At 61.6% G+C, this 15,029-nt stretch carries 12 protein-coding genes and 7 pseudogenes; 8 read left to right on the top strand and 11 right to left on the bottom strand.

Annotation, left to right across the window (positions count from 1 at the left end):
* Positions 1–97 precede the first annotated feature (97 nt).
* Positions 98–325, top strand: a complete 228-nt coding sequence (locus tag JFT80_RS05005) for a DUF6555 family protein (RefSeq protein ID WP_045060943.1) — start codon at positions 98–100, stop codon at positions 323–325.
* 84 nt (positions 326–409) lie between these two features.
* Here the strand turns inward: JFT80_RS05005 and JFT80_RS05010 are convergent, their stop codons facing one another.
* The 3 genes and pseudogenes from JFT80_RS05010 to JFT80_RS05020 all read right to left on the bottom strand — a co-directional run bounded on the left by JFT80_RS05010 (position 410) and on the right by JFT80_RS05020 (position 1,599).
* Positions 410–577, bottom strand: a complete 168-nt coding sequence (locus JFT80_RS05010) for a metallothionein (protein WP_122839385.1) — start codon at positions 575–577, stop codon at positions 410–412.
* A gap of 82 nt (positions 578–659) precedes the next feature.
* Positions 660–1,112 (bottom strand): DMT family transporter, encoded by a 453-nt coding sequence (locus JFT80_RS05015; protein ID WP_122839386.1) that lies wholly within the window; start codon positions 1,110–1,112, stop codon positions 660–662.
* A 2-nt stretch (positions 1,113–1,114) separates the two neighbouring features.
* Positions 1,115–1,599, bottom strand: a pseudogene (locus JFT80_RS05020) (DMT family transporter).
* 216 nt (positions 1,600–1,815) lie between these two features.
* On the opposite strand from JFT80_RS05020, the gene JFT80_RS05025 reads away from it, so the two are divergent.
* Positions 1,816–2,748, top strand: coding sequence for a LysR family transcriptional regulator (locus JFT80_RS05025; protein WP_201147129.1), 933 nt, complete (start codon positions 1,816–1,818; stop codon positions 2,746–2,748).
* Between the two features lie 110 nt (positions 2,749–2,858).
* Here the strand turns inward: JFT80_RS05025 and JFT80_RS25335 are convergent.
* From JFT80_RS25335 to JFT80_RS05035, 4 genes and pseudogenes are all read right to left on the bottom strand, one after another.
* Positions 2,859–3,371, bottom strand: a pseudogene (locus JFT80_RS25335) (methyl-accepting chemotaxis protein); the annotation flags it as partial.
* Between the two features lie 393 nt (positions 3,372–3,764).
* Positions 3,765–3,830, bottom strand: a pseudogene (locus tag JFT80_RS25340) (hypothetical protein); the annotation flags it as partial.
* Between the two features lie 53 nt (positions 3,831–3,883).
* Positions 3,884–4,540: a cache domain-containing protein gene (locus tag JFT80_RS25345; protein ID WP_374091326.1), complete on the bottom strand. Its 657-nt coding sequence runs from the start codon at positions 4,538–4,540 to the stop codon at positions 3,884–3,886.
* Positions 4,541–4,651: 111 nt separating this feature from the next.
* Positions 4,652–5,969 (bottom strand): annotated as a pseudogene (locus JFT80_RS05035) (Na+/H+ antiporter family protein).
* 1,509 nt (positions 5,970–7,478) lie between these two features.
* On the opposite strand from JFT80_RS05035, the pseudogene JFT80_RS25350 reads away from it, so the two are divergent.
* Together JFT80_RS25350 and JFT80_RS25355 are read left to right on the top strand one after the other, a co-directional pair.
* Positions 7,479–7,535 (top strand): annotated as a pseudogene (locus JFT80_RS25350) (hypothetical protein); the annotation flags it as partial.
* Positions 7,536–7,954: 419 nt separating this feature from the next.
* Positions 7,955–8,443, top strand: a pseudogene (locus JFT80_RS25355) (methyl-accepting chemotaxis protein); the annotation flags it as partial.
* 107 nt (positions 8,444–8,550) lie between these two features.
* On the opposite strand, the gene JFT80_RS05045 reads toward JFT80_RS25355, so the two are convergent.
* The 4 genes from JFT80_RS05045 to JFT80_RS05060 all read right to left on the bottom strand — a co-directional run bounded on the left by JFT80_RS05045 (position 8,551) and on the right by JFT80_RS05060 (position 11,163).
* Positions 8,551–9,864 carry a sensor histidine kinase gene (locus JFT80_RS05045; RefSeq protein WP_201147130.1) on the bottom strand — a complete coding sequence of 438 codons (1,314 nt, stop codon included), beginning with the start codon at positions 9,862–9,864 and terminating at the stop codon, positions 8,551–8,553.
* Entirely contained in the window at positions 9,861–10,529 is a 669-nt protein-coding gene (locus tag JFT80_RS05050; RefSeq protein WP_201147131.1) for a response regulator transcription factor, read from the bottom strand. Before JFT80_RS05050 ends, JFT80_RS05045 begins: the two co-directional genes overlap by 4 nt.
* A 3-nt stretch (positions 10,530–10,532) precedes the next feature.
* Positions 10,533–10,778 carry a PepSY domain-containing protein gene (locus JFT80_RS05055; RefSeq protein WP_242482796.1) on the bottom strand — a complete coding sequence of 82 codons (246 nt, stop codon included), beginning with the start codon at positions 10,776–10,778 and terminating at the stop codon, positions 10,533–10,535.
* 76 nt (positions 10,779–10,854) lie between these two features.
* A complete protein-coding gene (locus tag JFT80_RS05060; RefSeq protein ID WP_201147133.1) occupies positions 10,855–11,163 on the bottom strand; it encodes a PepSY domain-containing protein in 309 nt (102 codons plus the stop codon).
* Positions 11,164–11,311: 148 nt separating this feature from the next.
* On the opposite strand from JFT80_RS05060, the gene JFT80_RS05065 reads away from it, so the two are divergent.
* From JFT80_RS05065 to codB, 4 genes and pseudogenes are all read left to right on the top strand, one after another.
* Positions 11,312–12,391 carry a patatin-like phospholipase family protein gene (locus JFT80_RS05065; protein WP_201147134.1) on the top strand — a complete coding sequence of 360 codons (1,080 nt, stop codon included), beginning with the start codon at positions 11,312–11,314 and terminating at the stop codon, positions 12,389–12,391.
* Positions 12,392–12,476: 85 nt separating this feature from the next.
* Entirely contained in the window at positions 12,477–12,833 is a 357-nt protein-coding gene (gene queD / locus JFT80_RS05070) for a 6-carboxytetrahydropterin synthase QueD (RefSeq protein WP_007915588.1), read from the top strand.
* A 223-nt stretch (positions 12,834–13,056) separates the two neighbouring features.
* Entirely contained in the window at positions 13,057–13,881 is an 825-nt protein-coding gene (locus JFT80_RS05075) for an alpha/beta fold hydrolase (RefSeq protein ID WP_201147135.1), read from the top strand.
* 70 nt (positions 13,882–13,951) lie between these two features.
* A pseudogene (gene codB, locus JFT80_RS05080) lies at positions 13,952–15,029 on the top strand (cytosine permease); the annotation flags it as partial.

A 15,029-nucleotide genomic window follows, 5' to 3' on the forward strand; every position in this document is an offset into this window, starting at 1 on the left:
TGGGAGCCCATCCCGACTCGCTGCCGTCTGACAATCCGACTGAATTTTCCGGCCCGCCGATGATCCTTCTAATACCACAGGGAGAATCACGGGCTTTATGAACAACGCAAAATTATTCGTCATTGAGTACACCCTTCATGGCGCCCCCAAGTCTTTCATTATCCGTCTGGACAAGATGGACAACGCAGAGGCTTGGCATTGGGCAAGCTGTGACGCCGGTGTGGGTCGGATCCCGCGCTTTGGCCGGGAGAAGGTGCAGAAGACCAGCAAACCGATGGCCGAGAAATTCGGCGTCGAGAACGTGACCTGGCGGCCGGCTGGCTGACCCACGAAGCATGGTTTGCCCACAACAACAGTGGAGCCTGAAAAGGCTCCACTTTGTTTGGGTGACCGGTTATTGGGTGACCGGTTACCTGTGGGCGCACTTGCAGCCTTTGGATGAACACTCTTCGCCATGCTCGTGGTGCTTGGCGCAAGCTTCGCAGCAGTAATGCTTGCCGTGTCGAGCGATCGGGTGCTCACCCAGCTCGCACTTGCATTTGGGGCAGTCGCAGGTATCGGTCCTGGTCACGGTCATGGTCTTGACTCCATCGTTATGGTCGTCCGGATGCAGCGGATGCCCACCCGTGATTACAGTGTAGGACCATCAACCATCAACGTTACGCCTGCCGCGCATTACTGCGGTACATGAACACCAGTGCCAGCGCCAGGCACACCATGGCCAGGATCCGGCTGCCCGACAACTCGATTGCCGGGTTGCCCAGCCAGCCGAAATTGTCGATCAGCATGCCCATGCCCAACTGCCCGACGATAACCGCCACAGTGGCGACAGCCGCCCCTACCCGTGGCACTGCGCCGACCATCACCATCATGTAGACCACGCCGAAGAGGGCGCCGCTGAGCTGCCATTTCGGCACGTCGAGCAGACTCACCGCATGGGTCGGTTCGAAGAACAGGATCAGCAAGCCGGTCACCACAGCGCCGACCACGAAGGTCAACAGACTGCTGCGCAACACGCCTACCGTTTCACCCAGGCGTCCATTGATCGCCGCCTGCACACTCAACACCGCACCGGCCGCTACGACCACCGCCAACAAAATAAACAGACTCATGATCAACCCCTGGCAATCAGAACAAGTGCGGCAACAATCAACACCAACGCCAGCCAGCGTTCACCGTTGACCTTTTTGCGCGTTGCGCCGAACCAGCCGAAATGGTCGATCAGTACGCTTTTGCCGACCTGCCCTGAAAGAATCGCGATCATCGTCATGGCGATGCCGATATGCGGCGTGGCCAGCGTGAGTACGATCACGTAAACGGGGCCCAGGAATCCGCCGATCAGTTGCCAGCGCGGCAAGGTGTTCAACGCCGGCCCCTGTTGCGGGCCGCTCATCAACAGCAGCAGAAACAAGATGGCCGAGCCAACGCCAAAGATGCTCAAGGTCGCCCACAGATGCCCGACCTGACCCCCAGCGGCCCCAGCAACCCGGCCTCCACGGAAAGCCCCATGCCGGCCAGGATCACCAGCGGCAACAGCAGCAGCCGTAGCCCGGGTTTGGTGGCAGGCGTCGCAGCGACCTGTTCGATTGAAGATTGCATAAAGATAACCTGTGGTCAGTTAACACAAACCCATGTGGGCGCGAGCCTGCTCGCGAAAACGCTGCTCGGGTCGGCAACAAGCCGGTGAACGATGATTTCGCGCGCAGACTTGCGCCCAATGGGCGAAGGAGGCGTGCATTATCGGCTGGCGCCGCTTTGCGATAAATGGGAGCATCCGGACAACACTTTTGCGAAAAACGCACAGCAGGATTCAGCATGCACGGGCTTAACGAACTCGGATTCAAGGCGCTACGGCTGTTTGTCGCAGTGCTCGACCACGGCAGTTTTTCCGAAGTCGCCCGCCGCGAAGGCGTAGCGCCCTCGTCGATTTCCCGGCAGATCCAGTTGATGGAACAGGCGCTGAACCAGCAATTGCTCTATCGCCACACCCGCGCCGTGACGCCGACCGAGGCCGGGCGCATGCTCGGTTACCATGCGCGATTGCTGCTGGTGCAATTGGAAGAGGCTGAACAAGCGTTACAGGAACAACAAAGCGAACCCACCGGCCTGGTGCGCATCAACGCCCCGGTGGTGTTCGGTCAGCGGCATCTGACGCCCTGGCTTGGCGAGTTGTGCGCGCGTTACCCGAAGCTGCAACTGGATATCCAGCAGACCGACAGCTACGTCGATCCGCTGCAGGAAGGTGCCGATCTGCTGTTTCGCATCGGCCCGCTGCACGATTCGAGCATGCAGGCGCGGATTCTGGCGCCGCACCGCTTTCAGGTCGCGGCCAGCCCGGCATATCTCAAGCGCCACGGCACACCGCAACAGCCTGAGGATCTGGCGCAACACCAATGCCTCGCCTACAAAGGTGCAACCGGCCAGCAGCGCTGGTTTTTCCGCAAGGATCAGCAGGACTGGGTGCCTTACTCGGTGAAGGGGCCCATCACCGGCAACCATGCCGACACCCTCACTCAAGCGGCGGAACAGGGCCTGGGGCTGGTGATGTTTCCGTCATGGCTGATTGGCGAAGCGGTGCGAAACGGCACGCTGGTGCCCGTGCTGGAGGAGTATCAGGTATCCAACAGCCTGGAACCGCAGCAGATCGCCGTCCTCTGGCCCGGTAGCCGACGGTTGTCGGTGAAGGTCAGGACGGTGATCGATTTTGTCGAATGCTTCGGGGCGGTGCCGTACTGGGACCGACCCTAGCTGGCGAGGTGGGCAGTGCGCTATGGCACCATCCTGGAGCAGGCAACCTGCCCCTCGCCACAGGAGCTCTATTGCCACAGGCATGTACTGGCCACCAAAAACGTCAGGCGTCAGATACGAAACTGCCCAACCAGTCCGCCCAACCGCTGCCCCAGATCCGCGAGGCTACGGGTGGTTTGTGCGCCGAGCTGGGTTTCGTCAGCGACGCTGTCCACGGCTGCCGCAATCTGATGCACGCTGCGGTTGATCTCTTCGGCCACGGCAGTCTGCTCTTCGGCGGCGCTGGCGATCTGCGCGTTCATCGAGTTGATCGTGCCGATCAGCTGCGCCATCGCATCCAGCGAAGCGCCCGCCTCGTTGGCCTGGGCGCTGGTGCCGTCGCCGGCCTCGCTGGAGCGACGCATCGCCTCAACCGCTGACTGCGTGCCCGCCTGTAAACGGTCGATCATGCCCTGGATTTCCTGGGTGCTGATTTGCGTGCGACTGGCCAGCGCCCGCACTTCGTCCGCCACCACAGCAAAACCGCGTCCGGCCTCACCGGCCCGCGCCGCCTCGATCGCTGCGTTGAGCGCCAGCAGGTTGGTCTGCTCGGCAATCGACCGAATCACCCCGAGCACGCCGACAATCGACGACACGTCCTTCTGCAAACTGTCCAGCGACACGCCGCTGCTGCGAATGTCGTCCACCAGCGCGTGAATCTTCACGATGCTGCCGGCCACTACCCGCTTGGCCGCCTGGCCCTCTTCATCCGTCTGCTGAGCTGCTACCGCAGCGTTCTGCGCGCTTTTGGCGACTTCCTGGGCGGCCGCCGACATTTCATTGATCGCCGTGGCCACCTGATCGGTCTCGTGACGCTGGCGTTCCATCGCCTGGTCCGAGCGTTGGGCCTGAGCGGATACCTGTGTCACCAGGCCGGTCAGTTGCGAAGTCATTTCAGTGATCTGGCGCACCAGCCCATGGATCTTGTCGACAAAACGATTGAACGAGCCCGCCAGTTCGCCAAGTTCATCCTGGCTGGTAATAGTCAGGCGGCGGGTCAGGTCACCCTCGCCGGCCGCGATGTCATCGAGGTTGGCTTTCATCAGGTGCAGTGGACGCAAGATCGTGTTGGACAGCAACACGCCAGCAGCGGCGATCACCAGCAACACCACGGCAGCGATGGCGACGATGCTCCACACCACCCTTCCATGCGTTCCTGTACCTTGGCCTCGACCAGCGCCACCTGCGCTTCAATGCCGTCGAGATTCACCGACGTACCCACCGCCATGTCCCATTTGGCCAGGTACTCGGTGTAGCCAAGCTTGGGCACCAGAACCTGGGTGTTGCCCGGCAACGGTGAACTGTATTGCAGGTAGTGAGTGCCGTCCTTCGCCACTTTCACCAGCCCCTGGTTGACGTAGACGCCGTTCGGGTCGCGGTTGTCCTTGAAGCTTTTGCCCACGCCTTCGGGGTCGTTGGCCTTGAACAGGCGCACGGTCTCGGAGTCGTAACCGAAGAAGTAGCCGTCCTTGCCGTAACGAATGCCCGAGAGCAATTTGATCGCCTGCGCCCGCGCGGCGTCATCGCCTGGGGCGGCTGCGTCGTATAGCGGCTTGATCGTGGTCATGGCCACGGCGACGTAACTTTGCAGGGTGGCCTTGGCGTCGGCCAGCAGCCGTTCGCGGGTCTGCTCGACCTCTTTGTGTGCCTGTTCCTGCAGGATGAACAGCGTGGTCAGGCTGATGACCAGCGCAAAGAGCAATACCGGGAGAACGGCGAGGGACAGGACTTTGGCCTTGAGGCTCAGGCGCATGGGGTGCTCACTCTTTTGGTTTTATTGGCGTGGTTAAAGGCTTTAACGGCACGCCGGAGCAAAAGTTGAATGTCACTCACTCCCACAGGGGAGACCAGTGAGGCGTGGGGATCACAACACCATCGCCGCCACCCAGCCGAAGGCCAGCAGCGGCAGGTTGTAGTGCAGGAAAGTCGGCACCACAGTGTCCCAGATATGGTGATGCTGGCCATCGACGTTCAAGCCGGAGGTCGGGCCGAGGGTCGAATCCGAGGCTGGGGAGCCCGCATCCCCCAGTGCACCTGCTGTGCCGACGATGCACACGATCGCCAGCGGGCTGAAGCCCAGCTGCACGCACAGTGGCACGAAAATCACCGCCAGGATCGGCACCGTCGAGAACGACGAGCCGATGCCCATGGTCACCAGCAACCCCACCAGCAACATCAACAAGGCACCAATGGCCTTGCTGTGACCGATCCAGGAAGCGGAGGTTTCGACCAGCGACTGCACATCGCCAGTGGCCTTGATCACTTCGCCAAACCCCGAGGCGGCGATCATGATGAAGCCGATCATCGCCATCATCTTCATGCCTTCGGTGAACAGATCGTCGGTATCACGCCACTTCACAATCCCCGACACCGAGAAAATCAGGAACCCTGCCAGGGCGCCAATGATCATCGAGTCGAGCAGCAGCTGGATCACGAACGCGGCGATGATCGCCAGGCCCGCGACCATCAGGCTCAGCGGGTTGTACTGCACCGCCACCTGCTCGACCTGCTCGATCTTGCCCAGGTCGTAGACGCGCTTCTTGCGGTAGCTGAAAAACGCGATCGTCAGGCCAAACACCATGCCCAGCGCCGGGATACCCATTGCGTGGGTGACGTTGATGCCGCTGATATCGACGCCGCTGCGGGCGACGTTGGCCAGCAGGATCTCGTTGAGGAAGATGTTGCCAAAGCCCACCGGCAGGAACATGTATGGCGTGATCAGGCCGAAGGTCATGACGCAGGCGATCAAACGTCGATCCAGTTGCAGCTTGGTCAGCACGTATAAAAGCGGCGGCACCAGCAACGGAATAAAGGCGATATGTATCGGCAAGATGTTTTGCGAGGCGACGGCCACGACTCCCAGCAGGCCGATCAGCAACCATTTGACCCGGCCGCCACCACTGGCGTGCTGGCGATCAACCATGGCCAGCGCCTTGTCCGCCAGGGCATGGGCCATCCCCGACTTGGCAATCGCCACCGCGAACGCCCCCAGCAAGGCATAGGACAGCGCAACGGTAGCCCCGCCCCCAAGGCCGCTGTTGAACGCTTTAAGCGTGGCGTCAATGCCCAGGCCGCCGGTCAGGCCTACCGACCAGCGCGCCCACGATCAGCGCGATCACTACGTGTACGCGGGACAGGCTGAGTATCAGCATGACGCCGACCGCAGCAATTACTGCATTAATCATCGTTACCTCAAGGCAAGCGGAATGAGCTCAGCCGGCAGTCTGCGAAGAGCCGCCAGCGGATTTTAGAATGGGTTTTATTAGAGGGCGCGCACTGTGCCGCAGCGCTGCCAGCTTGTCAAAGCCAGTGACAGCAACGCGCACGCTGCGGGAGCAAGGCGGGTCTGCGATGGCGATTTCCAGGACGCCATCGCGGGCTAGCCTTGCTCCCACATGTGACACCCACACATCCCCGCAATATCTCTCGATCAGTGACTTCAAGAATCCCGAGCAACGGCCGTTACAGTGCAAAGTCTCAGATATTTATCGAATAAGGACGTCTCCATGTCGCTAAGACAACTTTCCATCCAATGGAAAATCACCCTGCTCGCCGGCCTCTGCCTGGCCGGTATCGTGACCCTGTTGGTGGGTCTTTCGCTGTATCGCATGGAGCACAGTTCCGAGCTGGTGAAGGCCTCCAGCATGGAGATGCTCACCGAATCGGCCCAAGCGCGCATCGAATCTCAAGGTGAAGTGCAGGCCGCCGGCATTCGCCAGCAGTTCATGGACGCCTATCAATACGGCCATGGCTTCTCGCGCCAGGTACTGTTCCTCCGTGAGCAGGCTGAAAAGCGCTTCCTCGACGCTTTCGACCTGCGCGAAGACATGACCCGTCAGGTCAAATCCGCCCTGCAAGCCAACCCGGATCTGCTCGGTCTGTCGCTGGTGTTCGAAGCCAACGCACTGGACGGCAAGGACGAACTGTTCGCCGGCCAAGCTGAACTGGGCAGCAACGACAAGGGCCGTTTCGCCCTGTACTGGTCGCAACCGACCCCGGGCCAGGTAACGTCCATGGCGTTGCCGGAAAGCGACATGGCCGACACCAATGCCGGCCCCAGCGGCGAACCGGCCAACGCCTGGTTCACCTGCCCGCGCACCTCGCTCAAGCCGTGCGTCATCGAGCCGTACTTCTATGTAATCGATGGCCAGAACGTGCTGATGACCAGCATCGTTTTCCCGCTGATAGTCAACGGCAAAGTCATCGCCTCGCTGTCGGTCGACATCAACCTCAACAGCCTGCAAGCCATCAGCCAGGGCGCGAGCAAAAAGCTCTATGACGGCCAGACCGCCGTGAGCATCATCAGCCCCGTCGGCCTGCTCGCCGGTTACAGCCCGGATGCGAGCAAACTCAGCCAGCGCCTGGACAGTATCGACAAGAGCAGCGGCGCCGAGCTGATTCGGTTGCTGGCGACCAGCGACAAGACGGCCAGCCTGCACAGCGACCAACAGCTCAAGGTGCTCGCACCCTTCGAGCCGATCCCCGGTGGCAAATCCTGGGGCGTGCTGCTGCAAGTGCCGGAAAAAGTCCTGGTGGCGCGCGCCGAAGCGCTCAAGCAGCAACTGGATGCGAGCAACAACTCGGGCACGCTGATCGAGCTGAGCCTCGGCGTCCTGGCCGCGCTGATCGGCCTGCTGCTGGTGTGGCTGATGGCGCGCAGTGTGACCAAACCGATTCTCGGCGTGGCGCACATGCTCGAAGACATCGCCAGCGGCGAAGGTGATCTGACCCGTCGCCTGGCTTACGACAAAAAGGACGAACTCGGCCAGTTGGCCGGCTGGTTCAACCGCTTCCTCGACAAGTTGCAGCCGATCATTGCCGACGTCAAACGCTCGGTGCAGGACGCACGCAATACGGCGGACCAGTCCTCGGCGATCGCCACGCAGACCAGCGCCGGTATGGAGCAGCAATACCGTCAGGTCGATCAAGTCGCGACCGCCTCTCACGAAATGAGCGCCACCGCACAAGACGTTGCACGCAGCGCCGCCCAGGCAGCCGAAGCCGCCAAGGACGCTGATCGCGCCACCCGTCAGGGCCTGACCGTGATCGACCGCACCACCGCCAGCATCGACAACCTTGCCGCCGACATGAGTGCGGCGATGGTGCAGGTCGAAGGCGCTGGCGGCCAACAGCGAGAAAATCGGCTCGGTGCTGGAAGTGATTCGCAGCCATCGCCGAGCAGACCAACCTGCTGGCGCTCAACGCGGCGATTGAAGCCGCCCGTGCCGGTGAAGCCGGACGCGGTTTTGCCGTCGTCGCCGATGAGGTGCGCAACCTCGCCCGCCGCACGCAAGAGTCGGTGGAAGAAACCCGCCAGGTGATCGAGCAATTGCAGAGCGGCACGCAGGACGTGGTCGGCTCGATGAACAACAGTCATCGCCAGGCGCAAGGCAGTGTCGAACAGGTTGGCCAAGCGGTGACGGCACTGCGGCAGATCGGCGACGCGGTGACGGTGATCAGCGACATGAACCTGCAGATTGCCAGCGCGGCTGAAGAACAAAGCGCGGTGGCAGAAGAGATCAACAACAACGTGGCGACGATTCGTGATGTGACGGAGTCGTTGTCCGGGCAGGCGAATGAATCGGCGCGGGTGAGCCAGTCGCTCAATAGCCTGGCGAATCAGCAGCAGAGCCTGATGGATCAGTTCCGCGTCTGAGCCAGTCCACAGCGCACGGCCGATCCAATGTGGAAAAGCCAATGTGCAAGAGCAATGTGGGAGCTAGCAGGCTGGCTCCCGCAGGGACTTTGGGGCTGCTTCAGGTCTCAGCGCCTGGGCAGTTCAATCACCACCCGCAACCCGCCCCACTCACTCTCCTCCAGGCGCAACACCCCGCCCCACGTGTCGACGATATCGCGCACGATCCCCAGCCCCAGGCCGTGCCCATCGGTCTGCTCATCCAAACGGGTACCGCGGCTGAAGACCTGGGTCCGTTGATCCTCGGGGATACCCGGCCCGTCATCCTCCACATTCAACTCAAACCCTGCCGTCGTCTCCACTACACTCAAGCGCACCTCGGCATCCGCCCATTTGCAGGCGTTGTCCAGCAGATTGCCGAGCAGTTCCAGCAGGTCTTCACGATCCCAGGGCAGGCGCAGCCCCTGGGGCGCGCGGTAGCTCAGGTGCAGGTGTTCACCGTGGATCATGTTCAGCGTCGCCAGCAGCCCCGGTAACTCGCCAGCGCAATCGAACAAGGCGCCCGGCAGCGCATCGCCGGACAACCTTGCGCGATTGAGCTCTCGATTGAGCCGTTGCCGGACCTGCTCCAGCTGCTCCTTGAAGATCCTGCGCAACTCGGGGTGGTCATCGAGTTTTTCACTCGAGGCCAGGCTCACCAACACCGCCAGCGGGGTTTTCAAGGAGTGGCCAAGATTGCCCAGGGCATTGCGCGAGCGCTTGAGGCTGTCCTCGGTGTGTGCCAGCAGATGGTTGATCTGCGCCACCAGAGGCTCCAGCTCTACCGGGACCTGATCGTCCAGCTGCGAGCGCTGCCCCTGTTGCAACTGGGCGATCTGCTCGCGGGCCTTTTCCAGGGGACGCAACGCCCGACGTACGGTGACCCGTTGCAGCACCAGAATCAGCAGCAGCCCCGCCAGTCCCAGCCCGAGGCCGACCTGTTGCATGCGCAGGAAACTGTCGCGCACCGGGGTGTAGTCCTGCGCCACGCTGATGGAAATCGACTGTCCCAGCCGCCGATAGTCGGAACGCAACACCAGCAACTGCTGGCCCTCGGGCCCCAGTTGCAGGTTGCTGTGCAGCCCCGACTCAGTGAGGCGGGGAAACTCCTGGTCCCACAGGGATCGCGAGCGCCAATGTTTGTCGGCGAAATCGATGCGGAAGTAGTGCCCGGAGAACGGCCGCTGATAGGCCGGCGACAGGTGCCGCTCATCCAGTTGCAAACCCTGGGGCCCGCGTACCAGTGCCACCAGCAGGTTCTCGCTGTCGTTGCGCAGGCCCGCCTCGAGGTAGCGCTGCAAACCCATTTCGAACAGCCACAGGCTGGTCTGCGCCAACACCAGACCGACAATCACCATCACGCTGATCAGGCCCAGGCTCAAGCGGCGCTGGATCGACTTCACTTGGCTTGCCCGCCGAACAGGTAGCCCTGGCCGCGACGGGTTTCGATCACGCTGCGGCCCAGCTTGCGTCGCAGATGATTGACGTGGACCTCCAGCACGTTGGAATCACGCTCGGTCTCACCGTCGTAGAGGTGTTCGGCGAGGTGGCTCTTCGAGAGGATCTGCTCCGGGTGCAGCATGAAATAGCGCAGCAGACGGAATTCAGCGGCGGTCAGCTGAATGTCGGCGCCGTCGCGAACCACGCACTGGCGACCTTCGTCCAGATGCAGGCCAGCGGCCTTCAACGTCGATTGATTGGCCTGACCCTTGGAGCGGCGCAACAACGACTGGATACGCAAGTACAGCTCTTCGGGATGAAACGGCTTGGTCAAGTAATCGTCGGCGCCGGCCTTCAGACCTTCGATGCGCTCGGCCCATGAATCGCGCGCCGTCAGGATCAACACCGGGATCGCCAAACCGTCGGCACGCCACTGTGCCAGCACGTCGAGCCCCGGCACGCCGGGCAGGCCGAGGTCGAGAATGATCAGGTCATAGGGCTCGCTGCTGCCCTGATACACCGCATCGCGGCCGTCGGCCAGCCAGTCCACGGCATACCCCTGGCGGTTCAGACCGGCCATCAATTCGTCGGCCAGGGGCACGTGGTCTTCAACGAGAAGCAAGCGCATCGGTCAATCTTCCTTGTCTTTCAGTAACTGGCCAGTGGTGGCGTCGAGGTCCAGCTCGCGGACTACGCCTTCGGCGGTCAACAGTTCGACTTCATAAATGTAGACGTCGTGTTTTTCTTCAAGCTCGGCCTCCAGCAATTTGGCCCCCGGGTAGCGATCCAGGGCCTGCTGCAGCAGCTGCTCCAGGGGCATGATCACCCCTTGCTGGCGCAGGCGCAGGGCTTCGTCCTGATCCAGGTCGCGGGCCATCACCACCGAACAGAAAACCAGCAGCGCCAGCCCCACTCGGAGGCTGGCGCGCGTGCCGGACAAAAATGCACCTTCATTACGTATCCTGTTGATCCTTGAGAACCTGCCCGCTGACAGCGTCCAATTCCATGTCCCAATCGAGACCCTGAGGGTCACGCATCTCCACCTGGTAGATGAACTTGCCGTACTCTTCTTCCAGTTCGGTCTCGGTGATGGTGGAGCCCGGGTGTTTGGACAGGGCTGTATCATTAAGCTTCTCGAAAGACACAATGGTACCAGCGTCGCGCAGCCGCAGGGCTTCATCAGGGCCCAGGTCACGGGCATGGGCGAGGCTGGCGGTCATGGCGATGAGGGAAGCAGCGAACAGGGCAGTCAGGGTTTTCATCGGTGTCTCCGAATTTTCTGGGTGTTGCTTACGGGAGCCACCTTAACGATTCGAACTTAACTGAAACTGAATGGCCATCATGCATTGCGCAAGGGTTTGACGTTCAAATCTCTTATAATCGCTCCCGCTTGCCAGAATCGAGACCGGTATGACCGCCATCCACATCAAGTTTCCCGCCCTTACTCTCAAGGCCGGCCCACGGGCCATGGCGCGGATTCGCGCCCAAGGCCTGAACGCCGCTGACGTCGGCACGCTGCCCGGCGCGGCCGGTGGGCCGAAGGCATTGGGGATTCAGGGACTGGATCTGGCGTTGTTCGGCGAATGGCTCCCGGCGGCGCCGCGCGAGCGTTCGCTGATCGGTGCATCGGTGGGCTCCTGGCGCTTCGCCAGCGCCTGCCTGCCTGATGCCGCCGCAGGCATTCGCCGCCTCGGCGAGCTCTACGCCGAACAGAATTTCAACAAAGGCGTGACCATGGCCGAGATCAGTCAAAGCTCGCAGCGCATGCTCAATGATCTGCTCGACGGCCGTGACGAAAGCATCCTCAACAACGCCGATTACCGCTTGAACATCATGGTGGTGAAAAGTCAGGGGCGCTTGGCCGACGATCATCGCGGCCGTCTCGGGCTGGCGCTGGGTTCGGTGATTGCCGACAACCTGCGCGGTCGCGCACGGCTGTCGCGACACTTCGAACGGTTGATCATCCACGATCCGCGCCTCGCGCCGCCGGTCAATGCGCTGAACGATTTCCCGTCGCGTTTCGTCGCCCTCAACGCCGGCAACCTGCGCCAGGCATTACTGGCCTCGGGTTCGATCCCGATGGTCATGGAGGGTGTACGCGACCTGCCCGGCGCTGGTGCCGGCACCTTCCGTGACGGCGGCCTGCTCGACTATCACCTCGACCTGCCCTACAGCGGCGACGGCATTGTGTTGTATCCGCACTTCACCGACCGGGTGATTCCAGGCTGGTTCGACAAGACCCTGCCGTGGCGCCGCGCCTCGACCGAACGCCTGCAAGACGTGTTGCTGCTCGCACCGTCCAAGGAATATCTGGCGCGCCTGCCTTACGGCAAACTGCCCGATCGTAACGACTTCAAACGCTTTATGGGCGATGCGCCAAGCCGGCAGAAATACTGGCATGCGGCGATGGACGAGAGCCGCCGGCTGGGCGACGAGTTTCTGGAGCTGGCCGCCAATGGTCGCCTCGCCGAGCGCTTGCTGACCCTTTAGTCAGCACGGCCAATTACAAGCTGGTAAACTCGCCGCCTGCCCGAATCGCTGCGGCGAACGCCATCTGAACAGAGCCGAAAATACTGTGGAAATCTTCAAGGAATTTACTTTCGAATCCGCCCACCGCCTGCCGCACGTCCCGGACGGCCACAAGTGCGGGCGTCTGCACGGTCACTCGTTCAAAGTGGCGCTTCACCTGAGCGGCGACCTCGACCCGCACACTGGCTGGATCCGTGATTTCTCTGAAATCAAAGCGATCTTCAAGCCGCTGTACGAGCGCCTCGATCACAACTACTTGAACGACATTCCCGGCCTGGAAAACCCGACCAGCGAAGTGCTGGCCAAATTCATCTGGAATGAAATGAAGCCGCTGCTGCCGGAACTGAGCGCGATCCGTATTCACGAGACGTGCACCAGCGGCTGCATCTATCGCGGCGAATAACCCCGACCAACACATCCCTGCTGCAGGAGCGAGCTTGCTCGCGAAAGACCTCAGAGCGCCGCTGGGTGCCAGGCTTCCAGCGTTATCGTTGAAGACCATCGCGAGCAAGCTCGCTCCTACAGATTGACGACATGCGTTTCGTCAGTGAAACACCCGAACAGCCCCCTGGGCTGTTTTTTTACGCCTATGCTTTTTGGCTCAAACCCGCCAAGAGGACAGGCCCATGACGGACTGGCTGCTGGATCAAGTCTTTGACTTCAATGGCCGTCAGGTGCGTTACGCCGTACACGGCGACGGCCCGCCGCTGGTGTTCGTGCATGGCACGCCGTTTTCGTCGTACGTGTGGCACCGGATCGCGCCGCACTTTTTTGCCACACACCGCGTGCATTATTTCGACCTGCTGGGCTACGGGCAGTCGGAGAAGATCGACGGCGATGTGTCACTGGGCATTCAGAACGAGCTGCTGGCGCGACTGCTGGAACATTGGGGGCTGGACCGCCCGGATGTGGTTGCCCATGACTTCGGCGGCGCCACGGCGTTGCGCGCGCACTTGCTCAACGGCAAGGATTACCGCAGCTTGACGCTGATCGACCCGGTGGCGCTCACGCCCTGGGGCTCCCCTTTCGTGCAGCACGTGCGCCAGCATGAAGCAGCGTTCAGTGGCTTGCCCGATTACATCCAGCGCGTCATCGTGCCGGCTTATATTCGCGGAGCGATCAAGCGTGATATCCCCGATGAGCAACTCGCGCCCTATGTTCAGCCCTGGCTGGGTGATCCGGGGCAGGCAGCGTTCTATCGACAAATAGCGCAGATGGACGAGCGTTATACCCGGGAAGTCGAAAACCAGTACCCAAACGTTCGGTGTCCCGTGCAGATCTTGTGGGGCGAGGACGATCAATGGATCCCCATCGACCGCGGGCGGGCGCTGCACCAGTTGATTCCAGGGTCGCAGTTTCATCCGATCGGAAATGCCGGGCACCTGATGCAGGAAGATGCTCCGGAGGCCATCGTCGCGGCGCTATTACGTTTCCTCCCGCTACTCCCCTGAGCCCAGACCCGCAACATTGGCACGACCACTGCAACCCTCCTCGCGTCCTCCCTCCAGCAAGGACCGCCCCATGACGCAGAACGATCCCGGCAACGATTACCCCCTCAGCGAAGTCCCGATGCACGCGCGCAAAGGCCTGGCCTCGACGGCGATGGTGCTGCTCGGTTTCACATTTTTCACCGCGACCATGTTTGCCGGCGGCAAGCTTGGCGTGGCGTTCAGTTTTGGCGAAATGATGGCGGTGATCATCGTCGGCAATTTGCTGCTGGGTCTGTATGCGGCGGCCCTGGGTTACATCGCTTTCAAGAGCGGACTCAACTCGGTGTTGATGGGCCGCTTCTGCTTTGGCGAAGTCGGCAGCAAACTCAGTGACCTGATCCTCGGTTTCACCCAGATCGGCTGGTACGCCTGGGGTACCGCGACGGCAGCCGTAGTGCTTGGCAAATACTTCGATCTGGATGAAGGGACAGTGCTCGGGCTGATGGTGTTGTTCGGGCTGATGTTTTGCGCCACGGCGTACGTCGGTTATCGCGGTCTGGAGATTCTGTCGTACATCGCCGTGCCGGCGATGATGCTGCTGCTAATGCTGTCGATGTGGGTTGCGACGGTGAAGGTCGGTGGCTTCGAAGGTTTGCTCGGCGTGGTGCCAACGGCCACGCTGGATTGGTCGACCGCCATCACGCTGGTGTTCGGCACCTTCGTCAGCGGCGCGACGCAAGCGACCAACTGGACACGCTTCTCGCGCTCGGCGCGGGTGGCGGTGCTGGCGAGCCTGATCGGTTTTTCGTCGGTAATGGCCTGATGGTGTTGATCGGCGCCTACGGGGCCATCGTCTACCAGCAACCGGACGTGGTCGAAGTGCTGTTGCTGCAAGGTTTTGCCATGGCCGCAATGGCGATGCTGCTGCTCAACATCTGGAGCACCCAGGACAACACCATCTACAACTTCGCAGTTGCCGGCTGCAACCTGCTGCGCACCGGTCGACGCAAAACCGTGACCCTGGCCGGCGCAGTGATCGGCACGGCGCTGGCCCTGCTGGGCATGTACGACATGCTGGTGCCATACCTCATCCTGATCGGCACGGTGATTCCGCCGATAGGCGGAGTCATCATGGCGGACTTTTTCTTCCGCTATCGCGGTCAATATCC

The sequence above is a fragment of the Pseudomonas sp. TH10 genome (assembly GCF_016651255.1).
GTDB lineage: Bacteria > Pseudomonadota > Gammaproteobacteria > Pseudomonadales > Pseudomonadaceae > Aquipseudomonas.